This is a genomic window from Erythrobacter longus (genome assembly GCF_000715015.1).
Taxonomy (GTDB): domain Bacteria; phylum Pseudomonadota; class Alphaproteobacteria; order Sphingomonadales; family Sphingomonadaceae; genus Erythrobacter; species Erythrobacter longus.
This window is the reverse complement of record NZ_JMIW01000003.1, coordinates 286,849-312,741: the sequence shown is the minus strand read 5'-3', so window position 1 is coordinate 312,741 and position 25,893 is coordinate 286,849. Positions and strand designations below refer to the sequence as shown.

Below are 25,893 nucleotides of genomic sequence, written 5' to 3'. Positions count from 1 at the left end.
ATGAAAAATCGTATCCTACTCTCTAGTGCGGGCTGCATGGCTCTTGCTGGAGCTCTAGCCACTGCACCTGCTCACGCCTCCGGCGGTGACGCAGCAACAGCAGGCGGCGAAGGCCCAACCGATGAAGTTTCGTTCCGTCTGGAAGCGGATAATGAAACTGACAGTGACACATCGAGCGTCCGCGCGGCAATGTCGCCGCTCAACACATTCCAAGGAATTGACGCGTTCGAATTTCAGCCTGACGTTGCAACGATTGCGGACTTCCGTACATCGCGCACCGATGGTGGCTTTATTGGTTCGATCGTTGATCCAGACCAGAGACTCCTCGTTCGCGACGACGTGGGCGTCGATTTTGGCGATCCGGACAACATTGCTCCTTATGCGGTTCACCTGTTCCAGCAACGCAACTCTGATGGCGGCGTGTTCTTCAACTGCACAGGCAGTGTGATCAACCCGCGTACGATCCTGACCGCCGCTCACTGCCTCAACGGCAGCGAGGGTCCGATTGCGACGATTTCATCGGAAAGCTACGGCCTGCCAGGCTCTGGCGCAGCGACCACGGTTCTGGTTGCGACGGGTCAGAGCAGCGCCGACCGTGTGTTTACCTACATTGGTAACGGTGCAGGATATGCCGATGGTGGCGTTGCTTCGAGCACCGATGTCATTATCCACCCAACTGGCAATCCTGATAACATCGGCCTTGGTTTCCCATGGGCCGACGTTGCTTTGATCGCAGTCGATGCGCCGATCACGGACGTGCCGTCTTTGTCGATCTTGCTCACACCGCTCTCCGAAGTGACTCACGTTCTTCAAGTCGGTTACGGCACCAACGGCACCGGCCTTACCGGCGGTACGAACGCGGGCAGCCGCTTCCTTCGCCGTGTCGGTGAAAACATGCTCGGCCTTCTGGGCAGCACCAGTGACTTTATTGATGGGGTATTCCCGGACTTCGCTCCTGCAACGCAGACGCTCGGGTTCGAGAGCCAGAACTACTACTGGACCGATTTCGACAACCCTGATCGTACACCTGAAGAAGTAGCTGGTTGTGACTTCACCGGCTCCAACATCAGCTGTGGCACGATTGACAACGTGCTTGGCATAGACTTCTTCGATGGCGATGCTCTTCCTGGTGAAGCAGGCACGGGTCCGGGCGATTCGGGCTCTCCACTGGTTGCTGACCAGCTTGCGGGCTTCCCGCTTGCAATCGGCGTTCTTTCGGGCGGGTTTGACTTCTTCGGCCTCGGCGGCACTTACTCAGATGTAAGCTTCTACAACCCGCTCTATCCGTTCTTTGAGTTCATCACCGAGAACACGCCTTATAAGTATGTTTCTGCCAATGCTGGTGACGGCAACTGGTCAGATGCAACACACTGGACGCAGGATCTCGATCCGGGCTTCTTTATCCAGGACGCAAATGGCAATATCGTCAACGGTATTCCAACGGGGCCCGAGCCAGGCATTACTGCATCCGGCGGGAACTTCGGTTCGATCTTGGGTCAGGATATCTCCGGCTTCCCAACCGATATCACTCCTGGCTTCGAAGGCATTGATACCACCGTTCCTGAAAGCTCGGTTCTGCTTGGCCCAGGTTCGACCGGCTTTGTTCCTCAGAACACCGACGGTACTATTGGCGTCGCATTCGCAAACCCGGCACAGTACTTCGAAGTTCATATGAACAATGCAGGACGCACCACCGTTGATCTCGACGTTGAGATCGACAAGCTGGTCGTTAACGCATCAGACGCTGAACTCTTCGTGGACTCGCCATTTGCGTTGACCATTATTCAGGACATCGAACAATTCGGTGGCTTGGTCGAAGTTGACGGCACGGTGAACACGCCGTTCTACCTTCTCGTTAGCGGTGAGCTTGCCGGTAACGGTGGTACAATCAACACCAATGCCCTTCTGAATGGCAACGGCCTGCTGAATGCTGGTGGTTTTGGGGCGTTTGGCGACATGACCGTCAATGGTGATTTCCTCCAAACGTCTGCCGGCTTCATCCTTTCGGAATTCAGCCGTGGTCGTCGCGGGGCAGTCAGCTCGGACGTGTACGACATTACCGGCACAGCCTTCCTTGGTGGTACACTGTTGGTAAGCACTGAAGATCGTCGTCCTCGCTTTGGTACAGAATATACCGCTCTTACCGCTGGCGCGATTGATGGTACCTTCGACAGCACCGTTCTTCTCAGCAACTCTGCAACACTGCAGGCTGAAAGCCGGGTAGAAGGCGGCGAAGTGATCGTAGAGATCACCGCTCGCAGCCTTCGCACACTGAGCCGTGGCAGCCAGATGGAATCGCTGGGCGGAGCGCTTGATAACCTTCGTGCATCACGCTTCACTGAATTTGCCGGTCTGTTCGACTTTGTCGATAGCGCAAGCTTCGACACGCTTGGCAGCACGTTGACCGCCATCACGCCAGTGAGCGCGTTCAACCAGACCTTCACGGCGAACTCGTTCTCGCACCGTTTCACAGGTCAGATTGCTCAGCGCACTCTGGCTCTGCGTGACGGATCGCGGGCTGCAGGCGGCTTCACCGCTGCTGGCAATGCGAGCTATGCGATTGCTGGCGGTGCACCTGCTGAAATCGGTAAGGTCGGCGTCTTCGGTACCGCATCTGGCATCTACCGTAACGGTGGCCAGCTCCAGCAGAGCGTTTCTGGCAATGGCACCTCTGGCTTTGGCGCTTTTGGTGTCAACGGTCTGAGCACTGGCGAGATTGGCGCAAATGCCTTTGAACAGGCATCTTTGAACCAAGCCGGTGAGATCACCGTTGGTGCAGACCTTCGTCTGTCAGAAGACTTCAGCTTCGGCGTCGCGGTGTCCAACATCCGCAACAGCCAGCTGGCGCTTGCCGGTAACCAACCGCAAGAAGACATCAGCCGCTCGGTCGCAATTTACGCGACTTACAGCGACGGTGGCCTCTTCGCTGATGGTTATGCCGGTACCGCGGATCAACGTCTGGGCTCTACCCGTCAGTCATCTGGCGAGTTCCTGAATGCGTTTGACTCATCTGTGGGTCAATCTGATGGTGATCAAGTCTTCGGCGGCGTTCGCCTTGGCTACGCTTTCGATCTTGCGCAAGGTCTCGAAGTGGGTCCAGTGGTCAGCATGGATTATCTCAGCAACCGTATCGGTGGCTTTGATGAGACCGGTGCTGGTGCTTTTGGTCTCTCCGTTGCTGACCGTACCTTCACCTCGGTAGGGGCAAAGGTTGGTGCGATGGCTAGCGTGGACATCATGGCAACCGAGAAGAGCTCGCTTCGTGCCTTTGGTTCGGTGGCTTATGCCCGCGAACTGGCCGATACCGAGGACACAGTGGTTGCACACTTCTTCGGCGCTTCAGACACGCCGTTTGAGATCTCAAACGCGCTCGACCCACAATGGGTGAGCGTCAATGCTGGCGCCGAGATGCTGCTGGGCAACAACTTCTCAGCATCTGTCTCTGTCACCTCAGACATGGGCCGCGGCGTTCTCTCGAACGACCAGGCGCAGGCTTCGCTGAGCTGGCGCTTCTAAGCCTACACTAGAGCTTTTCCCGCTCTAACAAGCGCCGGGCCTTGCCACTTGGTAAGGCCCGGCGTTTTGCTTTGGGTTTCGGGAATGGACCGGTCATCCGTCACCGGTGCGCTAAAAATATCAGGGGGCGTCATAAGCCGGGTTCTGTATCCACGGACGGTATCGACCTCGTTTCCTCGGTGACCAGCTTCCGCGGCGGCAACCATTCATCTGGGCGACCTGTTGCCAAGTGCGCTCAAGCAGCCAACCCGGGTCTCCTCAGGGCGAAACACCCCTGCCCTACCTTGCGGTGAGCGCGAGACCCCTATTTGGCCTTGCTCCGGGTGGGGTTTGCCATGCGGGCGCTGTTACCAGAACCCCGGTGCGCTCTTACCGCACCCTTTCATCCTTGCCTGTTCTCCAATGGAGCCATCGGCGGTATGCTTTCTGTGGCACTTTCCCTAGGCGCTGACCCGAAGGCCACCACTCGGCGGGCGTTACCCGCCACCCATGTTTCGTGGAGCCCGGACTTTCCTCGCGCACCCTAAAGCACACGCGGCTGCCTCAGCCCCCTGATGCGATGCGCCATACAGGATCGCGCAAGGGTATGAAAGTCAAAAGCCGCTCTAGGGAATGACGATATCAAACTGGGGATCAGGCCGGTCGAACGCTTGGAACAAGGTCAACAGGGCCATCGGATTGCCCTCAATCGTCGCAGCACCGCTTGCAAGAAGCGACTGGACATCCACCTCTTGTGCAAGCAGGCGATTGAAATCGCTACGCGCAATGGTGAGCACAGCGGCTGCGCCCTGACCTTGGCCCTCATCCAGAGCCTCGCCCTTACGCGGATACATTACGCTGCGGCGCATATCGACAGTTATGGTCTCCTGCGTATCGGAGAAGCTGAATTGCAGAAGAGCAGGTTCCCCGCGCATCTTTGCCGGATTGAACCGTGTGGCAAGCGCATCAAACAGATCGATTGTGGGCACAGAAGCCAGCACGCCTACGCCCGCCGTTGTGATGTCGGCATTGGCTCTTGGCTTTCGCAGTTCATCCGCAGCTGACAGATAGATATTGCGCCACGTCCCGCCTTCGGATTGGAAACCAAGCTGCTCGTAAGTCGCCGCAAGCCACAAACGGGCCGCTTCATTTTCAGGATCGGCAAAGACCAAGTTTTGCAACAGGCGCGCGCCCCAGCGGTAATCGCCCGCCTCAAACGCTTCCTGCCCTTTTGCAAGAGCCGCATCACTCCCGCCAATGGCCTCGACCCATTTGCTCGCCTCTTCAGCCTTTGGCAGCGGGTTGTAATCAGCAGGAACCGCGTTCCACCAACCAAAATACCGTTGATAAACAGCTCGAGAATTGTGTTCGTAGGTGCCGTAATAGCCGCGCGTGCCAAAGTCATTGCGGGCAAAATCCGGTTCGCCAATAGCATCGGCGATCTCGTCCATCGTTGCCCCTTGGTTTGCAAGGCGCAGCGTCTGGTCGTGGGTAAAGCGATACATATCGCGCTGATTGCGCAACGCCTCGCGCACCTGTTCGCTGCCCCATATGGGCCAGTGGTGCGAGGCAAGCATGACTTTCGATCCCGTGCCAAACTGCATCAGGATATCATCGAGCGTGCGGCTCCATTTAAGGCTGTCTCGCACCAGAGCGCCGCGCGGTGTCAGGATATTGTGAAAATTGCGGGTGGCAACTTCGGCAACATGAAGCGCGCCATATTGCGGGAGGTAGAACACGAACTCAGATGGCGCCTCGGTCCCGCCAGCATCGAGGAATTCGAACACAACGCCGTCAAGCTCAAGCCGCTCATTTTGGGTACCAAGCTCGCGCGTGGGAGGGAGCAGGCCGATCGGACCGGTTGAAAGCTTTGGGCCAAGCCCCACGCCAACAACACCTTGCGCACCCACCGGAATGTTTGCGCCAAATTGATATTGCGCGCGGCGTCCCATCGCAGCGCCTGCAAGGACGCTTTCGCCGACGGTCTCGGCTGTAAAGCCGGCGGGCGCGATGATCTCAACCTCGCCAGCAGCAAGAGCTTCGCGCGAAGTTACGCCCAAAACGCCGCCGAAATGGTCAGCATGGCTGTGGGTGTAAAGCACGGCAACAACGGGACGCTCCCCCAAGGTTGCATTTGCAAGAGCAAGCCCTGCCTTTGCGGGTGCCGGGGTAAGCAGCGGGTCAATCACGATCCAGCCGCTTTCCCCTGCGATCAAGGTCATTACCGAGAGGTCATAGCCGCGTATCTGATAGATGCCGGGCACTACTTCAAACAGGCCGTGGATCGCGGTCAGCTGGCTTTGCCGCCAAAGCGATGGATTGACTGTTGAGGGGGACTCAGAATTCAGGAAGTCGAAATCAGGGATGGCCCAGGCAGTGGTACCATCGTCATTGAGGATGTCCCCCTCAAGCTGAGCCAAAAGACCACGGCGAGCGTTCTTGAAATCCTCATCACTGGTCAGCGGCAAGCGTTGCGCAACGCTTGAATTGTGAGAGGCAGTTTGCTCACTTGCGACACCTTGAGGTGGAGGAGCGTTGCCCACCAAGGACAACAATGCACACGCGCCAAGCAATGCAGAAATCGATCTCATTTTATCCTCCCCCAAATCGGTCTGACACCCGTCCTTTTTCGGACTATCGCGTCAGCCCCTGATCCCGCTCAAGCAGCAATTGCCAAAGAATCGCGCCCAATTGCGCATCAGGCTTGCCCTCAATGCGTTCCGGGCGCCAACGCCGCTCAAACGCCTCAATCGCCTTGATCCCTTCAGTGATATCGTATCCAAAACGCTCCAACGCGAGAAGGAAGGCCCCATCATTATCGAAGGGATCGCCTTTCTCAAATCTCGCGGGTGTCGGCAGGCACAGGCCGTATTCTGACAATCGCTCCCACGGGAAGAGCTCGCCGGGGTCCAATTTGCGCATGGGGGCAACGTCTGAGTGCCCCACCACATTGGCGCGTGCGATATCGTGGTCTTTGATGATCCGCGCGACTAGAGGCAGGAGCGCTTCGAACTGGCTTTCCGCAAAGCCGCGATAGCCGCCGTTCGCCGGGTCATGGCCGGGATGGTCAAGCTCAATCCCGATGCTGGCCGAATTTACATCCTTGATGCCCCGCCAGTACGACGCGCCAGCATGCCAGGCGCGCTTTGCCTCACTCACCAATTGGATAACCTCGCCCTCTTCGGTGATGAGGTAATGCGCAGAAACGCCCGCTTCGGGATCAGTCAACCGGTTAAGCGCGGTTTCGACCGGCTTCATCTCGGTGTAATGGATCACCAACATGGTGATCGGCAACCCGCGCTCACCGAAATTGGGCGATGGCTGAACCCGGTGAACAAGTTCGCTCACCTCCATATCGCGCCATTCGCCCTTGGGTTTCTTGCCCAGTGGCGGGACAGCAGGGAGCCTATCGCTCACCCAATCATCCCCTCGGGCTCCGGCAGAACCGCGCCCAGAACAAGCGCGCCGTCCGCCATTGCGAATTGCAGCCCGCCACCCATTTCTTTGGCCAGCAAGGCAATCATGTGAGCGGCCGCAGTGCGGCTCGAGATGTCGGCATCGGGGAGTTCGCCCTGCAAGGCCTGTCCGATGGTTTCATCAAAGGCGAGTTTTTCAGCCGTTGCCCGCGCGACGATTTCAACATTGCCGCCGGTCCGCTCTGCCCCGATGTCCAATGTGCCGCCCCGCACCAAAGCGTCCAGCGCGATCTGGGCAAGGTTGAGCATGACCTTGATCGCGGCCTTGGGCAGTTTCGCATCGGAGATCGCCCAATTGAGCTCAACCCGTTTTGCATCGGCAGCCAATGATCCGATCACTTCCTGCGCTTCTTCGACAGGGACATATTCGCCAAATCCGCCAGCGGCGCCAAAGGCGAGGCGGAAGAATTTGAGCTTGTCCGTGCTGGTCTTGGCGCTTTGTTCAAGCAATTCCATACAGCGTTTTTGCATTTCCGGATCGGTTTCATCTGCCAGAAGTTCAATCCCGTTGGAAAGCGCTCCTACTGGCGACAATAAATCATGGCACAGGCGCGAACACAAAAGCGCGGCGAGATCGGTTTGTGAAGTCATTTAGGCCCTTGTCCGTGGAAAGTTTGGCACGTTTGGCACACTGTCTAAAGCCAAAAAATGTATCAGGCCACAGGCGGGTTCGAAAGTTCCACCAAAGCGGCTCAAAAAATGAACGGGTGCGCGCTGTGTGTGGCTTTTATTACCCATCAATCGGGGCGTGGGAAAGCGGCTCGAACCCGCCCGCCTGATCACGCCAGAACGTAACCCTGCCTCCTTCTTCTCCCTCGCCTGCAATGGCCCAGATTTTGCCATCTCCTGCCGCTGATCGCTGATCGGTTTTTGAAGGCTTTGCTGGCCCCTTGGGGTGAGAGTGGAAATAGCCTAGCACTCGCAGGTCGCCCTTGCGTGCGGATCGGTGCGCGTCGATAAGAGTTTGCGGGTCCACTTCAAAGTGCGTTTCTGGTGCCTGGTGCACATTGGCGGCCTCCACGAACCGCATGATCCGCGCCCCCTCGCCCAGCAATATGCCGCAGGCTTCCCTGGGATAAGCGCGCAATGAGGCTTTGCCCAACGCATCAAGCACTTCTCTTGTCACCTCAATAGTCATAGCCCATGGGTTTACTCATGTCCGACAAAGAAGTCATCAAAGGCACCATCACAATATCTGCCCGGCTCGACAAGGCTTTGGCAGAGGCGACCGATTTGTCGCGGGCGCGGGTGCAAGCACTCATCAGCGAAGGCTGTGTCGAAGTAGACGGCAAGCCCGCCTCCTCTACCAACGCCAAGGTCGCGCAAGGGGCCGCGTTTCGTATTGCCGTGCCAGCCGCGACCGAGGCAAAGGCGCGCCCGCAGGATATCCCCCTTGATGTCGCGTTTGAGGACGAACACCTCATCATCGTCAACAAACCTGCTGGCATGGTGGTGCATCCGGCTGCCGGCAATCCGGATGGGACTTTGGTGAACGCGCTTCTCCATCACTGTGACGGCAGCCTTTCTGGCATTGGCGGTGTCGCACGCCCTGGTATCGTCCACCGGATCGATAAAGACACCTCGGGTCTGCTGGTGGTCGCCAAGTCAGATGCCGCACACGAAGGCCTTGCCGCGCAATTTGCCGAACATTCGGTTCACCGCCGCTATTTGGCAGTCTGCGCCGGGCACCCTACCCCTTCATCGGGTACGATTGATGAGAGATTGGGCCGCTCGGACCACAACCGAAAGAAAATGGCTGTGCTGGACAAGAATTCCTCACGCGGAAAACACGCCATTACCCATTATAATACGCTTCAGAGGCTCTCATCGAGTTCATTGATCGAGTGCCGTTTGGAAACTGGCCGAACGCATCAGGTGCGCGTTCACTGTGCATCAATCGGCCATGCGTTATTAGGAGACCAACTCTACGGTAAAACGCCGAAAGCCCTTAAGCCGCTCCTTACAGAGCTTGGATTCGCACGGCAGGCGCTTCATGCGGCTGAATTGGGTTTCCACCATCCCGTTTTGGGGCAAGAACTAAGGTTTTCTGCGGATTTACCGCCCGATATGAGGGAACTAATCGACGAACTTGGCCGTTCTAATCGATGAAATGCACTGCAAAACGAGAGAAACTCGCATATATGTAACCATGTGGCCCGTAACTCCGGATGCCCATCAGGGGTCCGAAAAGTCGAGGTCGACGCAAGAAAGGTTGGAAATTACGTGAGCACTAAAGCAAAAGTTCCGGCACTCAGCGGCGAGCAAAGCCTCAACCGCTATCTGTCGGAAATCAAGAAATACCCCGTATTGACCGCCGAGCAGGAATATATGCTCGCCAAGCGTTACGCCGAACACGAAGATCCTGAGGCCGCCTCGCAGCTGGTTTCCTCGCACCTTCGTCTCGTGGCGAAAATCGCTATGGGCTATCGCGGTTATGGCCTGCCCGTCTCGGACCTGATTTCCGAAGGGAACGTGGGCCTGATGCAGGGCGTCAAGAAATTCGAACCCGACCGCGGCTTCCGCCTCGCGACTTACGCGATGTGGTGGATCAAGGCGAGCATTCAGGAATACATCCTGCGTTCGTGGAGCCTTGTCAAAATGGGCACCACCGCGGCTCAGAAAAAGCTGTTCTTCAACCTTCGTCGGATGAAAAAGCAACTCGAAGCCTACGACGATTCCGATCTGCACCCTGATGACGTTGCGAAAATCGCGACCGATCTGGGCGTGCCAGAACAGGAAGTCGTCAATATGAACCGCCGGATGATGATGGGCGGCGATGGCTCGCTCAACACTCCGATGCGCAATGGTGAAGAGGGTGCCGGTGAATGGCAGGATTGGCTGACCGATGATCGTCCGCTTCAGGACGAGACGGTTGCCGATGCTGAAGAAGCCAACGTGCGCCACGAAATGCTGGTCGAGGCGATGGATAGCCTGAACGAGCGTGAGCAGCACATCCTGACCGAGCGCCGCCTGACGGAAAGCCCACAGACATTGGAAGAGCTCTCACAGGTTTACGACGTAAGCCGTGAGCGTATCCGCCAGATCGAAGTGCGCGCTTTTGAGAAGCTGCAGAAAGCGATGCAGCGGATTGCTGGCGAGCGGCTGCTGCCTGGGGTGGCGTAAGGCTTAACGAACACGAGATTGAAGAGGGCGGCCCGAGTGGTCGCCCTTTTTTCGTTCTGCCTAACCCCACACGTCATCCCCGACTTGATCCGGGATAAACCTATCGACCTAGGTAAGCGCTTGCGGCAGTTATCCTGAAACAAGTTCAGGATGACGGCTGCTCTGCTTGTCTTCACTGCCTCAATCGGCAAAAGTCATCGCCCATAGCGGTGTTGAGCACTGTGCGGTATTCTGCGAACCTCACCGCATCCTCTCCCACAAAGCCGAAAACCGGCTCTGCGATCTGTTCCAATGGCACAAAAGCGACGGGACATGACACCGGCACCAATTGTGAGCCCTGCCCCACTTGCAGGGTCGAGAGCAGGCCAAACATTCGCGCCTCGCGGGTGGCTCTTCCCAGCATAATCATGCGGTACTGGCCCTCCTCGCTCGTCATCAGATAGGTGTGACCCGACAAATGCGGCATGGAGACAAAGCCGCCCTGCTCGAACTCTGCATCCAGACGGTCGCTTTCCGAGAAGACAAGGTGACCCTTCGCATCATCCCAGACAATGACCGTGCGGTACGCATAGACCGCGCCGTCCTCGCCAAAGCTTGCGCGCAAGGTAAGGTATTCGCCTTCGATCCAGCGGACAGCGGGACGCGAGTAAGAACCCATGTGCTCCGGCGCGTGCATGGACGCAGGCGGCGAAACGGCAGGTTCTGCGGCCAAACTCCCCCGCAGAGACGCGCCCAGAGCTTCTTCAAGCCGCACAATCGTCGCAAGAGTAAAGCGTCTGCGACCAGACAATGCCTTTTCCAGCGTCGACACAGAGAGCCGCGCGGACTGCGCCAAACCGGCGCGCGACAGCCTTTGCCGCGCGATCTCTTCACGCAGGCGCGCCGCCACACTCGCATCGTCAAAATCGCTCATCACCCCTCCAATTCCAAACTCATACCCCATCACATCCTCCCATGTCTTGACCTTGTCTCGCTCTCGTCGCGTTTTTGCCGGACATATCCGCACAAACCCTCACATTTTTGCCGTTTGCCAGATGGCTGTGCGCCAAACCGGCAGAAATTGGCTGGAATTGGCTGTGGTGGCACGGCTCAATTCGTCGCTACTGAGGTACAGTTCACCGATGAATGGAGGCTTACATGCGACGAATTGCAGCACACTCGAACCGAGAGGTACTGATCCTTATGGGCGTTTTAGGGGTGCTCGCCCTTTTTTCGCTGACTGTAATATCGTTGAGCTCACGCGCGGTGGCAGGTCCGGCTGCCAACTCCTCTGCTGCCCAATACAATGCAAGCACGATGCCGGCCCCGACAACTCCGCAAGCTGAACGCGCAAACTTCACTCAGACTTCGTCAGATGGCGGGCTGATGCTGCGCTCATCGGACGGCAAAGGCGTCGCGGCCAGCGTGCCAGCCGTGCGCCTCGGCACCGATATTGTCGCTGATGTGTCGGGTCAGACTGCGCGGGTTACGGTGACGCAGGCGTTCCGCAATACGTCGGATGAATGGATGGAGGCGACATATCTCTATCCCCTCCCAGAAAATGGCGCGGTCGATACCCTGCAAATGGTGGTCGGTGACCGGATCTTCTCTGGCAAGATCAAGCCAAAGGAAGAGGCAAAGCAGATTTACGAGGAAGCAAAGGCCAACGGCCAGAAAGCAGGCCTTGTCGAGCAGCACCGCCCCAATATGTTCCGCAATTCGATTGCCAATGTCGGACCGGGCGAGACTGTTCTCGTCCAGATAGAATTTCAGGCGCCGATCCAGCAGATCCAGGGCGATTATTCATTGAGAATGCCGCTGGTCGTGGGCCCGCGCTATGTGGCTGGCACCGCCAATGCAGGCGGCTCGCTCACCAGAGCAGCGCTCCTTGCAGGTTCCAGCGATATCCTTGCGCCCACCGCTGAACCCGACATGGTGGCGAAGGCTGGCAGCGGCCTTAACCCTGTCTCGATCACGGTGAACCTTGACCCAGGTTTTACGGCCCAAGATATCTCCAGCCCCTATCACGCGGTCAATGTTGCCGGCAAAGGGGAGAAGCGCACGATCACGCTTAAAGACGGGGCGGTGCCTGCCAACCGCGATTTTGAACTGCGTTGGAGCGCAGGCGATGCGGCACCTCAATTGGGATTGTTCAAACAGGCCCACGGGACGCTCGAATATGTGATGGCCACCATTACCCCGCCAAGCACCGAGCCTTCGGATCCCGTGGTGCCCCCGCGCGAAATGATCTTTGTGATCGACAATTCGGGTTCCATGGCAGGGGACTCCATGCCAGCTGCCCGCCGCAGCCTGCTCTACGCGCTTGAAACACTGCGCCCGCAGGACAGGTTCAACATCATTCGGTTCGACCACACCATGGACGAGTTGTTCGTTGGCGCGGTTCCGGCCACGGATGAAAACATCGCAATCGGCAAGAGCTTCACCCACGGGTTAGAAGCCGATGGCGGCACCGAGATGCTCCCCGCTTTGCAAGCCGCTTTGAGCGCGCGCGCAAGCGAGACGCACCTTCGCCAGATCATCTTCCTCACCGATGGCTCTCTCTCAAACGAGGCCGATATGATGCGCGAGATCACCCAAAGCCGCGGTCGCAGCCGTGTGTTCATGGTTGGCATTGGGTCGGCTCCCAACAACTACCTGATGCGGCGTATGGCAGAGGCAGGGCGCGGGACCTTCACCAACGTGGGGTATGGCGATGAGGCAGAGCCGCAAATGCAGCGCCTCCTCGACCGCTTGAGCAAGCCGATTGCGACCAATCTGACCGCAAGTGTGTCAGGCGGCAATCTTGATCTTGCCCCGCGCGATCTGCCTGACCTTTATGCTGGCGAGCCGCTCGTCCTGCTTGGCCGGACAAAGAACCTTGCAGGCACTCTCACCGTCAGCGGCACGATTGCGGGCAAGCCCTGGAGCCAGCAAGTCGACCTTTCCGAGGCAAGCCAAAGTGATGCTGTTGCCAAGCTTTGGGCGCGTCGCCGGATCGCCGAGGTTGAGGCGGAACGATATTCGGGCGAAACATCATACGAACGCGCCGATGCCTCGATCGAGGAGCTGGGGATGGACTTTCACCTTGTCACCAGCCGCACCAGCCTGATCGCGGTTGATGAAACGCCCAGCCGTCCGGACGGTGCGCGCTTGGTTCGCGAAGAGCTGCCGCTGCTCTTGCCTGCGGGTTGGGACTTTGACCAACTGTTCGGTGCGCAACTTTCAGGAGCCGCCCGCGATGTGCCCACACGCGACTCTGAAGAACGCCAACAGTTGCAACTGCCCAACACCTTCACCGGATATCAACTCACCCTCGCGATTGGCCTGACCTTGCTACTCTCAGGGATGGCTGGCGCGGTGTGGTGGCGGCGGGAAAGGTTTGCCTATCGGACAGGTAGCAATCGGACGGGCGGCCACGGCCTCCAGCTGGCGGCCCACTGATGCAGACCGTTTTCGCCCGATATCCGGTCACCCGTGAAGAGCGCGCGCATCGGAAAGGAGCATTCATGCGCGCTCTTCCCTTGTTGGTCATCGTAGGGCTCCTTTTGAGCGGCGCTGCGGTGACCGCAAAGGCGCTTTACATCCCGGTCAAGGCCCAAGTGGCACAGGTCATGCTAACCCGCGCTTTTAACGTCAGTGTCGAAAGCGGCCGTCCGGTCAAGCCGTGGAGCTGGGCCGACACCGCGCCCATTGCCCGCATCACGGTTCCACGACTTGGCAAAAGCGAAGTGGTACTTTCAGGCGGGTCAGGCGAGGCGATGGCATTTGGGCCGACCGCTCTGGTCGATGATCCGGCGCGCGCGCTCACGATCCTGGCAGCGCACAGGGATACGCATTTTGAGTTCGTCCAGGATTTGGTGCCCGGCGATCTGGTGAAGATGGAGCGGCTGGACGGCACGCGTACCGCCTATCGCATCACCCATCTGGAGACGGTGCGCTGGGACGAATTTACCCATCCGCATGATGGACGCAGCATCGGTGATGGTGGCCTCTTGGCGCTCACCACATGCTACCCCTTCGGCTCAAGCACACCCGGACCCTTACGCCGGGTGGCCTGGGCACAATTGGCAGCTAATCCCTAGTCCGCAGGTGCCAGATCAAGCACCGCTGCAATCATCGCGCGCGTGCCCAGTGTCACGCTGGGCCGCGGAGCAACTTTGAACAATGGCGAATGGTGGCTTGGCACAGCAGGCCCGCCATTTTCTGCCGCGTCAAACGCTTCCTGCGGGGTTCCACCCACTGCAAAATAATATCCGGGGACGCCCATATCTTCCGCCACGAAGTATGAGAAATCTTCGGCGCCCATGCCCTGTTGACGAAATTCGAGGAAGCTCTCTTCACCAAGGTCGCGCTTCATCACACCGTTCAAACGCTTGGCCAACGCCACGTTGTTGTAGGTCACAGGAGTGCCCTCGCTGACAACCACTTCGACCGGCATATCATCGGGAAGCCCATGCGCTTTGCCTGTGTTGACGGCGATCCGCTTGATCGCATCCAGCAATTGCGCTCGCACTTTTTCATCATTGGCCCGGACGGTGAGTTGGAGTTCAGCCAGATCTGAAATGATATTGTGCTTGGAGCCGGAATGGAATGAACCCACAGTGATGACCGCAGGCTGCAAGGGTTGAACCTCGCGGCTGATAATGGATTGAAGTCCGGTTACAATCTGTGACGCGATATAAACGGGATCACGTCCTGCGTGAGGGCTTGCACCGTGTGCGCCGATGCCGGGCACTTTGATGTCAACGCTGTCCGCGCTGGAATATTGGATGCCTTCTGCCGCGGACACCTTGCCCGTGGGCAGGACCGAGGCAACGTGGAAGGCAAGCGCATAGTCGGGCTTGCCAAAGCGTTCGTAAAGGCCATCGGCGAGCATCGCTTTTGCTCCGCCAACGCGCTCTTCGGCGGGCTGGACGATGAACATGATCGTGCCCGACCACTTGTCCTTCATCTCAACCAGCTTACGCGCTGTTCCCACAAGCGAGGTGATGTGCACATCGTGTCCGCACGCGTGCATGACGGGATATTCCTTGCCGTCTTGACCCACCTGCGTGGCCGTAGAAGCGTATTCGAGGCCCGATTTTTCAACCACGGGAAGCCCGTCCATATCCGCACGGACAAGGATCAGTGGCCCTTCGCCATTCTCGAGCATCCCGACAACGCCAGTGCCGCCCACGCCTTGCGTCACCGTGACGCCAGCCTGGCGAAGTTCTTCAGCCATGCGCGCAGCGGTTTCATTCTCAAGGAAGGACAGCTCGGGATTTTCGTGGAAATGCACGAATAGCGGCGCAAGATAGCTATCGTAGTCGGCCTCAACCGCCGCTTTGATCGCATCATGATCAACCGCGTGATTGTCTGCCAGAATAATCGCTGGCGATGTCGCGAGCGTCAGGGCAATCGTTGCAGCGGCAGTGCGGAAAATATTCATGGAAGCGTCTCCTGCGATCATTTTTTTGCCAAAAAGCATGCCCATCATCTGTGCGCAAGCTCCAAGCGCAATTGCACCTTGACCGCGCGCGCACTAAATGCACCGAACGATGAAGCGCATTGGTATTTTCACCTTACGTATTTTGGCACAGATCATCCTCTGGTTCGTGGGGGTGAGCCTCCTGTTGGTGATTGCATTCAAATGGGTCCCGGTGCCCATCACCGCCACCATGATCATGGATGAAAACTCCGTCACAAAGGATTGGGAGGCGCTTGAGAATATCGACCCCAACCTTGCCTATGCCGTGATCGCGGCAGAAGATGCAAAGTTCTGTGAACACTGGGGGTTTGACGCTCAGGCCATCGAAAAAGCTGCACTAGACAATGCCAAAGGCGGGCGGATCAAAGGCGGTTCAACCATCAGCCAGCAAACGGCAAAGAACGTGTTCCTGTGGCAAGGCGGAGGTTATTTTCGCAAAGGCCTAGAGGCGTGGTTTACCTTCTGGATCGAGGCGGTTTGGGGCAAGGAACGCATCATGGAAGTGTACCTTAATGTCGCAGAAACCGGCATTGGCACTTACGGTGCAGAGGCTGGTGCACAGCGGTATTTTGGTCATTCAGCCGCGCGGCTTTCACCCGATGAGGCGAGCCGGATCGCCGTTGCCCTCCCGCAGCCTAAAAAGCGCGCTGTCGTGAACCCCGGCGGCTGGCTCCTGCGCCATGGCAACCGGATCGAACGTAGCATTGCGGACGTAAAACAAGGCGGTCTTGCCGCCTGTGTCTTTGACTAGGAACCTTTTGTTTTGCTGCGCGTCCCCATTGCAATTGATGCAAGGATTGACCTAGCCTTGTCCCGGTGCTCAAGCATTTCCTTGCTCGAGCATCCTAGCGCTCAAAGGGGCGCGCAGTGAGGAACAGTTACACCGTGCGATATAAGCCGATTTTGTCAGAAGCCAATCTTCGCTGTGCCGCCTTTCAAGCGGGTGCGAGGCGCTCGCTCTGATGGCCGATAGTCGCTCTGATCTTGCGGCAAATGCCGCGCGCGAACGTTTGAAACAGGCGATGATACGCTTGGCTGATGGCGATAGCGCAGCGCTAGAGGAAATATACCAATCAACGAGGGTGAAGCTTTTTGGAATTTGTCTGCGTATCTTGGGTGATACAAAAGAAGCAGAAGACGCATTGCAAGACGTTTACATCAACCTTTGGCAAAAAGCCGACCGGTACGATCCGGAACGAGCGAGCCCCATTTCGTGGCTTGCGACCTTTGCGCGCAATCGGGCGATCGACCGTCTGCGTACCGGGAAAGTGCGCGGCGGCGCTGTTCCTGTCGAAGAAGCCTTGCCTCTTCCCGACAACACCCCTCTGGCTGATGCGCTTATGGTGGATGCAGAACGTTCCGCACAGATACACATTTGTATTCAGGGGCTTGATGAACGCACCCGCGAACATATCCGCAGCGCCTTTTTCGACGGCTTCACCTATGCCGAGCTGGCAGCGCGCGCTGATGTTCCACTTGGTACGATGAAAAGCTGGATCCGACGTGGTTTGCAAAAACTGCGCGTGTGTTTGGAGGCGAGCGAGGCCTCATGAGCAGTGAAAAAACACCCTTCGACGATGGCGAGCGTGACGATGCGATGAAGGCTGCCGAACACGCTCTTGGCCTTCTTGAAGGCGAGGAATTGCTTGCTTCACGCGGGAAACTTGCAAGCGATCCAGACTATGCTGCGCGCAAGGAATGGTGGGACAATTGGTTCGTTCCGTGGAGTGACGAAGTCGCTGGCGCTCAGCCAAGCGATGCCGTGTGGGCGCGCATCAGCGCTCAGATCAATGCGTCAAACGTCAGCTCTGCCGCTAACGTGGACAACAGCAATGTCATTGACCTAACGGCGCGACTTAAGCGTTGGCAGTGGACTGCCGCGATCACATCAGCGGCCGCTGCCATAGTGCTTGCGGTTATGGTGTTTAGCCCCGGGACTGAGCCCGGTTCGATTGCGCCTGCGCCTGATAGCCCCGTCTTTGCAGCCGCCGATCCGCTGGTAGCGCAAGTCCCGATTGGTAACACGGGTCTGCGTTTGGACGTGACCTATATTCCTGAAAGCGAAAAGCTTTTGGTCGGTGCGATTGGCCTTACTGCCGACGGTGTGCACGACCATGAATTGTGGCTTGTCCCGGAAGATGGGAGTGCGCTGCAATCCTTGGGCGTTGTGGTACCCGGCGAGGTTTTGAGCCAAGAGCTTTCGCGAGAAATCACTGCCAATATGGGCGACGGGGTAACCCTTGTGCTTACTCGCGAACCGATTGGCGGTAAGCCTGAGGGCCAAGATGCGGGCCCTGTAGTGGCTCAAGGTACGTTCTCGCAGGTTTAACCCATCGCGGCTGGACGACGAAAAACCTTCCAAAAATAGTGTCTTTGGTGAAATTTGTGAAAAAAGTTTGGTCCCCAGCGCATCCGCTAGCAAAAGCCTTGCGTAATTTTCAATGCAAGTCCGGGAGAACTTGCATCAACTGGAGACCCCCTATGTCCAAGAATTTCAAGACCTTCCGTACTGTAATCCTCGCCGCTGTCGCTGCCACGACTGGTATTATTGCAGTTGGCGCAACACCGCTGGCCGCGCACGAGCACAAGGAGGCCGCAGCCCCCAACATCGTCGAGACCGCCCAAAGCACCGGCGTTCACAACACACTTGTCGCAGCGGTTACGGCGGCTGATCTGGCAAGTACATTGTCTAACCCAGGCCCCTTCACCGTGTTCGCCCCAACCGACACCGCATTCGCCAAGCTTCCCGAAGGCACGGTGAGCACACTGCTTCGCCCGGAAAACAAGGGCACGCTTACCAACGTCCTCGTCTATCACGCCGTATCAGGCTCGGTCACCTCGGCTGATCTGATTAAGCTCATCAACAAACATGGCGGCGAAGCGACCATTGAAACACTCGCAGGCCAAAACCTTACTGCACGCCTTTCAGGCGACAATATCATCATCACCGATGCCAAAGGCCGTGCGACAGCCGTAACGACTGCGGACGTGCAAACCTCGAACGGCGTCATCCACGTGACGGACGGCGTGTTCCTGCCCGCGTAAAAGCCATCAACACCTGCAAGCGGCTCTTCACCGTTCCCCCTCCCAAAATCGAAGAGGCGCTGGCATCTGCCCCGCCTGGCTCTCCCCCCGAGCCAGGCGGGGTTTTCTTTTTGAGAGTTGTGCAAAAGCGCGCTAGCTCAAAGCAAAGTCGACAGCTGCCTGCGCGTGCAATTGTGTGGTGTCGAACAGGGGCACCGTGCTGTCGGACTGGTCGATGAGCAGGCCGATTTCGGTGCAGCCCAGGATGATCCCCTTTGCACCCTCACCCACAAGCTTCGCAATGATGTCTCGGTAAGCTTCGCGCGATTCTTCGATTATTTGCCCCGCGATGAGTTCCTCATAGATGATCCGGTGCACTTCGGCACGGTCCTCGGCCTCTGGCACAATGACATCAAGGCCGTGGTGCTCGTCCAATCGCTCGCGGTAGAATGGTCCTTCCATGGTGAAAGCCGTGCCAAGCAGGGCGACCCGAGTGATCCCAGCGTCGCACACCGCGTCCGCTGCACAATCGGCGATATGAAGGAACGGGAGGTCTGTTGCCTCTTCCACCACGTCTGCAAGCTTGTGCATCGTGTTGGTGGCAAGGAGCACGCAGTCCGCCCCGCCCACCTCAAGCGAACGTGCGCTCTCTGCCAGCACCTCTGCAAGCTGATCCCAGTCCCCTGCGCTTTGCGCATCAGCGATGGGCCCAAAGTCGAGACTATGCATGAGGATCTGTGCCGAATGAGCCGGCCCCAACTGATCCCTCACCCCGCGATTGATCAATGCGTAATATTGCGCCGAGCTTTCCCAGCTCATTCCGCCGATAATGCCGATGGTTTTCATCGCTTCGCTTCCCTCACGAGCGTCCCACGAGTGGGAGACTCACTCGCCGCTTTGGTCAATCGCCTTTGCAATAAGCCCGACCAGAAGCTGGAGGAATGGCAGAAGAATGCAAAGGGCATAAAAGGCGATGCCAACTACACTCATCGCAAAATACCGGAAGCCGCCAGCCGGACCGTAGAGGCCTTCATAAACTAGATAGATAATGAAGGGCAGGCCGATAGCTGGGACAAACCAGCACAGTGTTTTCGAGCTGTCTGAGACGAGGGTTTTGGACCGAATTATAGCAAGCGCGCAAGTCGCCAACCAGCCGAGGATGGCAAAAACCGCCGCTGCAAAGAATTGCTGCTCAGCCAAAGCTGCGCGGCTCGCCGTATCAGGCCGCCTCTTCCTTCGCCTCATCGCTGCCGTGGACGCGGACGGGGTCTTTCTTGCCGCCAACAACGTCTTCATCGATCACGATTTCGGTCACGCCTTCCATATCGGGAAGGTCGAACATCGTATCGAGCAAGATGCCTTCCACGATTGAGCGAAGACCGCGAGCACCCGTCTTACGCTTGATCGCGCGTTCGGCGATGGCTCTCAGAGCTTCGTCGGTAAAGGTCAGTTCCACGTCTTCGAGTTCGAAGAGCTTCTTATACTGCTTCGCCAAAGCGTTCTTTGGTTCCCCAAGGATCGTCACCAGCGCATCGACATCAAGGTCGTGCAAGGTCGCAATCACTGGCAAACGGCCCACGAATTCCGGGATCAGACCAAACTTGAGCAGATCTTCAGGCTCACTCTTTTCAAGGAGCTCACCAATCCGGCGCTTTTCAGGGTCGGCAACATGCGCGCCAAACCCGATGGAGCGTTTTTCCAAACGGTCAGCGATGATCTTATCAAGACCCGCAAACGCGCCGCCGCAGATGAACAGGATGTTGGTCGTGTCCACCTGCAGGAATTCCTGTTGTGGGTGCTTACGGCCACCTTGTGGAGGCACAGAGGCTGTGGTGCCTTCCATCAGCTTGAGCAGAGCCTGCTGTACGCCCTCACCCGACACGTCGCGGGTGATAGAAGGGTTTTCGGCCTTACGGGTGATCTTGTCGATCTCATCGATGTAAACGATGCCGTGCTGAGCTTTCTCCACATTGTAATCGGATGCCTGAAGCAGTTTGAGGATGATGTTCTCGACATCTTCGCCCACATAACCCGCTTCGGTCAGGGTCGTTGCATCCGCCATTGTGAACGGCACATCGAAAGTGCGCGCCAGAGTTTGCGCAAGCAAGGTCTTACCCGTGCCGGTTGGGCCTACGAGCAGGATGTTGGACTTGGCAAGCTCAACCTCGCCAGCTTTCCCGGAGTGCTTCAAACGCTTGTAGTGATTGTGCACAGCGACCGAGAGATTGCGCTTGGCACTGGTTTGACCGATCACATAATCGTTGAGCGTTGCAAAGATTTCAGACGGGGTTGGAACCTCGCCCTCTTTCTTACCGGCAATTCCAGCCTTGGTTTCTTCGCGAATGATGTCGTTGCAAAGTTCAACACATTCATCGCAAATGAACACAGTGGGCCCAGCGATAAGCTTGCGCACCTCATGCTGCGACTTACCGCAGAAGCTGCAGTAGAGGGTGCTTTTGCTGTCAGATCCGCTCAATTTGGTCATTCCTAAAGTTCCTCGAATCCGGGGCAATCATCTCTGAAAAGACGCCAGCGGATTCGCAGAGTGTATCTAGCTGCCCATATGAATCAACTCATGGACGTGCATTTTTGGTCCGCTATGCCGATAATACCGGGCAAATAGTGGACATGGCCTTAAGCGACGAGCCCCCTCGTCCCGCAATGGGGCGAAGGGACGCGTTCACCTTACTTCTTATTCAGGCGCGCCGCCTGATCCCTTTTCATCTGAGCCTTCGCTCGCTTCATCACCTGCCTCTGGGCGGGTTTCAAAGACCTTGTCGACGAGGCCAAACTTCCTGGCTTCTTCTGCTTCAAGGAAAGTGTCACGGTCCATCGCCGTTTCGATATCGTCGAGGCTTTGGCCGGTGTATTTCACATAAAGGTCGTTCAAACGGGTGCGAATGCGCAGGATTTCGCGGGCCTGGATTTCGATGTCCGATGCCATACCGCGCGCGCCGCCTGATGGCTGGTGCACCATGATCCGCGCGTTTGGAAGCGCGACGCGCATGCCCGGCTCACCGGCTGCGAGCAGGAACGAGCCCATGGAAGCGGCCTGACCAATACACACGGTTGAAACGCGCGGTTTGATGTACTGCATCGTGTCATGGATCGCCATGCCAGCGGTCACAACACCGCCGGGCGAGTTGATATACATTGAAATCGGCTTGGACGGGTTTTCGCTCTCAAGGAACAATAGCTGAGCCACAATCAGAGAGGCCATATTGTCCTCAACCTGACCCGTCACGAACACAATCCGTTCGCGCAAAAGGCGAGAGAAGATGTCAAAAGCGCGCTCACCCCGGCTCGATTGCTCGACCACGGTTGGAACCAGAGCGCCGGTTACGGGGTCGTGCCCAAACTGCCCTTGAGCGCCATAGGTTTCGCCAGAATTGCCGAACAGATCGATCATCGAGTTATTTCCTCATTCAGAATACCAATACCCCAAGGGGCGGCGTCCTATGTCGGGCGGATGTTCGCAATGTTCAAGGGCGTTAACTTTGCTCTTGGGCAAAAGGGCGAAAAGTGCGAGGTTCTCTCCCATGAAAAAATCACTTGTTTCGCTATTTGCGTTTTCGCTTGCGCTTGGACCTGTGACGCTCAGCGCTGAGGAAACCCCTGAGGATTACGAAGCGGTCGATGCGGCCGGTGAGCAGGTTGAGCGCATCAAACGGTACAATGATGGAGAAGACGGCCTGAATGCGGTCATTACCTATTCCCACACTGCCGGTTTCAAGGCGCGCGAAATGTCCGACATCGGCATTTTGCGAGGGCGTACAGTGTTGGTGAAGGACAATATCGAAACAGAGGAATTTGCGACCACTGCGGGAAGCCTTGCCCTCAAAAACAATTTTACCCGCCGCGATGCGCCCTTGGTCGCCAATATGCGTAGAAACGGCGGCGTGGTTCTGGGTAAAGCGAATCTGTCGGAATGGGCAAACATCCGCAGTAACAACTCTACCAGCGGGTGGAGCGCGATTGGCGGCCTTACCCGCAACCCTCATGCAATTGACCGCAATTCTTGCGGCTCATCCTCGGGCAGCGGATCAGCGGTCGCCGCTGGCTTTGCATGGGGCGCGATCGGGACAGAGACCAATGGCTCGATCACCTGCCCTGCCGCGATCAACGGCGTTGTAGGTTTTAAGCCCAGCGTCGGCATTGTCAGCCGTACCCATGTCGTGCCGATCTCAAGCACGCAGGATACCGCGGGGCCAATGACAAAGACAGTCTATGACACCGCTTTGCTGCTTACAGCCATCGCTGGCGAAGACCCCGCCGATAGCGCCACATTGGATGCAATTCGGGTGAACGATTACACCGCAGGGCTTTCTGACTATTCGCTCCAAGGCGTGCGCATTGGCGTTATGCGAGGGCAGATCGGGGACAATGCGCAGGTTGCCGAAGTTTTCGAAACCGCACTTGCTGACCTTGAGGCGGCTGGCGCGGTCATTGTCGATATCGAGCACGAAGTGAACGACGAGATGTACGGCAACAGCTTTACTGTGCTGATGTACGAGCTGCGCGAAGAAATGGGCAAATATCTGGAAGGCATTCCAGCGATTGCAGGAGGCCGAGGCGAAACCGATAGCGACGTCGCGCCGCGCTCGCTTGCCGATTTGATTGCGTTCAACAAGGAAAATGCCACGACCGAAATGCGGTGGTTTGATCAAAGCTTGTTTGAACTAGCCGAAAGCACCACCGACCGCGAAGCTTACGAAAAAGCGCGCGAGACAGCGGTGCGGATCGCGGGCGAAGAAACGCTCGATGCCCTCATGGAAGAGCATGACGTCGCCTTCCTTGTTGCTCCGACGCGCGGACCTGCGTGGATGAGCGACCTTGTGCTTGGCGACCAGTTCAACGGCTCCATCGGGTTTGGTTCACCGGCAGCGATTGCGGGCTATCCGCATCTCACCGTACCAATGGGCGCGGTGGAGCGCCTACCCGTTGGCATCAGCTTTTTCGGCGCGAAATGGGCGGACCATGACGTTTTAAAAGTAGGCGCGGCTTACGAACGGGCTCGCACCGCTGAGTTGCCGACACCAAGCTTTAAGCGCTGGTCACCCGAAGGCTAAAACGAAAAAGCCCCGCCTGAATCCAAGCGGGGCTTTGAATTTCTGGGCACTGGTCCCGAATGATTACTTCTTGGCAGCTGGCTTCTTAGCCGGAGCCTTTTTCGCTGGTGCCTTTTTGGCAGGAGCTTTTTTCGCCGCTGGCTTCTTTTCAGCCGTTTTAGCAGCAGGCTCCTTTGCTGGAGACTTCTTGGCAGGCGCTTTCTTGGCTGCTGGCTTTTCGTCCGCGTCCTTAGCCGCTGCTTTCTTGGCCGGAGCCTTTTTCGCAGGTGCCTTTTTCGCAGCAGGCTTTTTCGCTGCGGCTTTCTTCTTCGGAGCAGCCTTGGCCTTTTCAGCCTCGGCCTCTTCGTCCGCTTCAATAGCCGCTTGGAGTTCTTCCAAGGTCACTTCACGTTCCGTGACTTCGGCTTTGTCGAACAGGAAGTCGACAACCTTGTCTTCATAAAGCGGTGCGCGCAGTTGAGCTGCTGCCATTGGCTCTTGCTGAATGTACTGCATGAAGCGCTCGCGATCTTCTTCGCGATATTGTTGCGCTGCTTGCTGGACCAGCATTTGCATCTCTTGCTGGGTGACTTCGACGCCGTTTGCCTGACCGATTTCGGAAAGCAAAAGGCCCAAACGCACGCGGCGTTCAGCGATGGTCTTATAGTCGTCCTTCTCAGCTTCAATCTCTTTGATCGCTGCTTCTGGGTCTTCTTCCTTAGCGGCTTCCTGCTGCAGTTGAGCCCAGATTTGCTCAAATTCAGCTTCGACCATTTGCGAAGGCACCTCGAAATCGTGACCAGCAGCCAGTTGATCGAGCAACTGACGCTTCATCTGTGTGCGGGTGAGGCCAGCGGTCTGCTGTTCAAGCTGACCTTTCATGATCTCCTGCAGCTTCTCAAGGCTGTCGAGGCCAAGGTTCTTGGCAAACTCGTCGTCGATCTTGGTCTCGGTTTCAACCTTCACGGCCTTAACAGTAATGTCGAAAGTCGCTTCTTTGCCAGCGAGGTTTTCCGCCTGATACTCTTCAGGGAAAGTGACGGTGATGGTCTTCTCATCACCGGTCTTTACGCCCACAAGCTGCTCTTCAAAGCCGGGAATGAATGCGCCTGAACCGATAACGAGCGCTGCGTCTTCGGCTTTGCCGCCTTCGAACTCTTCCCCGTCGAGCTTACCAACGAAATCGATGATCAGCTGGTTGCCTTCGGCTGCCTTCTTGGATTTGGCTGCATCCTTATAGCTCTTGTTGGAGCCTGCGATGTTCGCAATGGCTTCTTCGAGTTGCTCATCGGTGACCGGGACCGTGAGCTTTTCAAGCTTCAGGCCATCGGCGCTAGGCGCTTCGACCACTGGGAGCACTTCGAGCTCAACAGTGATTTCCGCGTCCTTGCCTTCTTCATAGCTTTCGCCAAGCGAAACCGATGGCTGCATTGCAGGGCGCAGGTCTTCATCGCGGATCAGGCCATCGACCGAATCGCGAATCATATCGTTCACCGTCTGGCCGTGGATCTGTTCACCGTGCATCTTCTTGACGAGGTTCGCAGGAACCTTGCCCGGACGGAAACCCGGCATTTTGACCTGCGGCGCGATCTTTTTGATCTCAGCTTCGATCTTGGACGCAATTTCTGCGGCAGTGATGGTGATCAGATAGGCGCGTTTGAGGCCTTCGTTTGTGGTCTGCTTGATAGCCATGAGATTGTTACTTTTAGCCTTTGCGAGCAAGAATTTCGTGGTTCGAAAGGGCGTCTGCAGAACGGCGAAGGTGGTGCGGGCGAAGGGACTCGAACCCCCACATCTTGCGATACCAGAACCTAAATCTGGCGCGTCTACCAATTTCGCCACGCCCGCATGCCCAGACGAAGCCGCGCGGCAAACCAGATAGGTTCCCCGCGCGCGTCAGAGGGGGCCTCTATATCGCTCTTGCCAAAAGGGCAAGCGTAAGGATGCTTGTTTCATGTCTCACACGTGACTAAGGGCGAAAAGCATGAGCGACAAAACAAATTCAAATGACGTTCCGCCCGACCACCTTTCGGTCAATCCACGCAGTGCTGCGTTCGATGCCGAGGTGCTTCAGCGCGGTGTAGGGATCAAGTTCAAAGACCGCGTGCGCACGGATATCGAAGAGTATTCGATTTCCGGAGGCTGGGTCCGGGTGCAGGCTGGAAAGACGGTCGACCGCAAGGGCCAACCGCTGACGATTAAACTCAACGGACCTGTTGAAGCCTGGTTTGAAGATCTGGGCGAAAACCCACCCGTCGCCAAAAAGGGCTGATTTGGCCGC

Annotated in this window: 22 protein-coding genes, 1 tRNA gene and 1 other RNA gene; 11 read left to right on the top strand and 13 right to left on the bottom strand. The window is 57.2% G+C overall.

The genetic code is table 11. The features are described 5' to 3' along the window. Positions 1-3,516: an autotransporter domain-containing protein gene (locus EH31_RS08665; RefSeq protein WP_081853315.1), complete on the top strand. Its 3,516-nt coding sequence runs from the start codon at positions 1-3 to the stop codon at positions 3,514-3,516. A 117-nt stretch (positions 3,517-3,633) separates the two neighbouring features. Here EH31_RS08665 and rnpB read toward each other — a convergent pair. The 5 genes from rnpB to EH31_RS08645 form a co-directional block, all read right to left on the bottom strand. Further along, positions 3,634-4,070, bottom strand: an RNA gene (gene rnpB / locus EH31_RS16945) — RNase P RNA component class A. A gap of 51 nt (positions 4,071-4,121) precedes the next feature. Next, positions 4,122-6,086, bottom strand: a complete 1,965-nt coding sequence (locus tag EH31_RS08660) for an alkyl/aryl-sulfatase (protein ID WP_034959754.1) — start codon at positions 6,084-6,086, stop codon at positions 4,122-4,124. A gap of 43 nt (positions 6,087-6,129) precedes the next feature. Then, positions 6,130-6,849 carry an N-acetylmuramoyl-L-alanine amidase gene (locus EH31_RS08655; RefSeq protein WP_034959753.1) on the bottom strand — a complete coding sequence of 240 codons (720 nt, stop codon included), beginning with the start codon at positions 6,847-6,849 and terminating at the stop codon, positions 6,130-6,132. A 59-nt stretch (positions 6,850-6,908) separates the two neighbouring features. After that, complete coding sequence (locus EH31_RS08650; protein WP_034959752.1) at positions 6,909-7,562, bottom strand: histidine phosphotransferase family protein; 654 nt, start codon at positions 7,560-7,562, stop codon at positions 6,909-6,911. 139 nt (positions 7,563-7,701) lie between these two features. Beyond that, positions 7,702-8,109 carry a M67 family metallopeptidase gene (locus tag EH31_RS08645; RefSeq protein WP_034959751.1) on the bottom strand — a complete coding sequence of 136 codons (408 nt, stop codon included), beginning with the start codon at positions 8,107-8,109 and terminating at the stop codon, positions 7,702-7,704. A gap of 17 nt (positions 8,110-8,126) precedes the next feature. On the opposite strand from EH31_RS08645, the gene EH31_RS08640 reads away from it, so the two are divergent. Continuing rightward, entirely contained in the window at positions 8,127-9,080 is a 954-nt protein-coding gene (locus EH31_RS08640; RefSeq protein WP_199797009.1) for an RluA family pseudouridine synthase, read from the top strand. 114 nt (positions 9,081-9,194) lie between these two features. After that, positions 9,195-10,094, top strand: a complete 900-nt coding sequence (gene rpoH, locus EH31_RS08635) for an RNA polymerase sigma factor RpoH (RefSeq protein WP_081853314.1) — start codon at positions 9,195-9,197, stop codon at positions 10,092-10,094. 172 nt (positions 10,095-10,266) lie between these two features. On the opposite strand, the gene EH31_RS08630 is transcribed toward rpoH, so the two are convergent. Next, complete coding sequence (locus tag EH31_RS08630) at positions 10,267-11,007, bottom strand: helix-turn-helix domain-containing protein (RefSeq protein WP_034960116.1); 741 nt, start codon at positions 11,005-11,007, stop codon at positions 10,267-10,269. Positions 11,008-11,231: 224 nt separating this feature from the next. On the opposite strand from EH31_RS08630, the gene EH31_RS08625 reads away from it, so the two are divergent. Together EH31_RS08625 and EH31_RS08620 are read left to right on the top strand one after the other, a co-directional pair. After that, complete coding sequence (locus EH31_RS08625) at positions 11,232-13,514, top strand: marine proteobacterial sortase target protein (protein WP_241765875.1); 2,283 nt, start codon at positions 11,232-11,234, stop codon at positions 13,512-13,514. Between the two features lie 65 nt (positions 13,515-13,579). Next, the gene (locus EH31_RS08620) at positions 13,580-14,155 is read left to right on the top strand and encodes a sortase domain-containing protein (RefSeq protein ID WP_081853342.1); all 576 of its coding nucleotides are present in this window, start codon (positions 13,580-13,582) and stop codon (positions 14,153-14,155) included. Here EH31_RS08620 and EH31_RS08615 read toward each other — a convergent pair. Further along, positions 14,152-15,501, bottom strand: a complete 1,350-nt coding sequence (locus EH31_RS08615; protein WP_034960114.1) for an amidohydrolase — start codon at positions 15,499-15,501, stop codon at positions 14,152-14,154. The two genes, EH31_RS08620 and EH31_RS08615, sit on opposite strands and share 4 nt — an antisense overlap. A 97-nt stretch (positions 15,502-15,598) precedes the next feature. On the opposite strand from EH31_RS08615, the gene mtgA reads away from it, so the two are divergent. From mtgA to EH31_RS08595, 4 genes are all read left to right on the top strand, one after another. Next, a complete protein-coding gene (gene mtgA / locus EH31_RS08610) occupies positions 15,599-16,291 on the top strand; it encodes a monofunctional biosynthetic peptidoglycan transglycosylase (protein ID WP_081853313.1) in 693 nt (230 codons plus the stop codon). A 211-nt stretch (positions 16,292-16,502) separates the two neighbouring features. Beyond that, complete coding sequence (locus EH31_RS08605; protein ID WP_034959747.1) at positions 16,503-17,093, top strand: sigma-70 family RNA polymerase sigma factor; 591 nt, start codon at positions 16,503-16,505, stop codon at positions 17,091-17,093. After that, a complete protein-coding gene (locus EH31_RS08600; protein ID WP_034959746.1) occupies positions 17,090-17,869 on the top strand; it encodes an anti-sigma factor in 780 nt (259 codons plus the stop codon). The genes EH31_RS08605 and EH31_RS08600 overlap by 4 nt, the downstream gene beginning before the upstream one ends. 152 nt (positions 17,870-18,021) lie before the next feature. After that, positions 18,022-18,585: a fasciclin domain-containing protein gene (locus tag EH31_RS08595; protein WP_034959745.1), complete on the top strand. Its 564-nt coding sequence runs from the start codon at positions 18,022-18,024 to the stop codon at positions 18,583-18,585. Positions 18,586-18,717: 132 nt separating this feature from the next. On the opposite strand, the gene EH31_RS08590 is transcribed toward EH31_RS08595, so the two are convergent. The 4 genes from EH31_RS08590 to EH31_RS08575 all read right to left on the bottom strand — a co-directional run bounded on the left by EH31_RS08590 (position 18,718) and on the right by EH31_RS08575 (position 21,973). Next, positions 18,718-19,410: an aspartate/glutamate racemase family protein gene (locus tag EH31_RS08590; RefSeq protein WP_034959744.1), complete on the bottom strand. Its 693-nt coding sequence runs from the start codon at positions 19,408-19,410 to the stop codon at positions 18,718-18,720. A 39-nt stretch (positions 19,411-19,449) separates the two neighbouring features. After that, positions 19,450-19,809: a hypothetical protein gene (locus EH31_RS08585; RefSeq protein WP_206742019.1), complete on the bottom strand. Its 360-nt coding sequence runs from the start codon at positions 19,807-19,809 to the stop codon at positions 19,450-19,452. Then, entirely contained in the window at positions 19,784-21,049 is a 1,266-nt protein-coding gene (clpX, locus tag EH31_RS08580) for an ATP-dependent Clp protease ATP-binding subunit ClpX (RefSeq protein WP_034959741.1), read from the bottom strand. The genes EH31_RS08585 and clpX overlap by 26 nt, the downstream gene beginning before the upstream one ends. Before the next feature lie 207 nt (positions 21,050-21,256). Continuing rightward, on the bottom strand, positions 21,257-21,973 hold the full coding sequence (locus EH31_RS08575; RefSeq protein WP_034959740.1) for an ATP-dependent Clp protease proteolytic subunit: 717 nt from the start codon (positions 21,971-21,973) through the stop codon (positions 21,257-21,259). A 130-nt stretch (positions 21,974-22,103) separates the two neighbouring features. Here EH31_RS08575 and EH31_RS08570 point away from each other — a divergent pair, with 130 nt between their 5' ends. After that, the gene (locus EH31_RS08570) at positions 22,104-23,633 is read left to right on the top strand and encodes an amidase (RefSeq protein ID WP_034959739.1); all 1,530 of its coding nucleotides are present in this window, start codon (positions 22,104-22,106) and stop codon (positions 23,631-23,633) included. Positions 23,634-23,696: 63 nt separating this feature from the next. Here the strand turns inward: EH31_RS08570 and tig are convergent, their stop codons facing one another. Together tig and EH31_RS08560 are read right to left on the bottom strand one after the other, a co-directional pair. Continuing rightward, on the bottom strand, positions 23,697-25,304 hold the full coding sequence (gene tig, locus EH31_RS08565; RefSeq protein WP_034959738.1) for a trigger factor: 1,608 nt from the start codon (positions 25,302-25,304) through the stop codon (positions 23,697-23,699). A 71-nt stretch (positions 25,305-25,375) separates the two neighbouring features. Beyond that, positions 25,376-25,460, bottom strand: a tRNA-Leu gene (locus EH31_RS08560). 136 nt (positions 25,461-25,596) lie between these two features. Between EH31_RS08560 and EH31_RS08555 the strand changes: the two genes are divergently transcribed. Next, on the top strand, positions 25,597-25,884 hold the full coding sequence (locus EH31_RS08555; RefSeq protein ID WP_034959737.1) for a DUF3297 family protein: 288 nt from the start codon (positions 25,597-25,599) through the stop codon (positions 25,882-25,884). Positions 25,885-25,893: the final 9 nt, after the last annotated feature.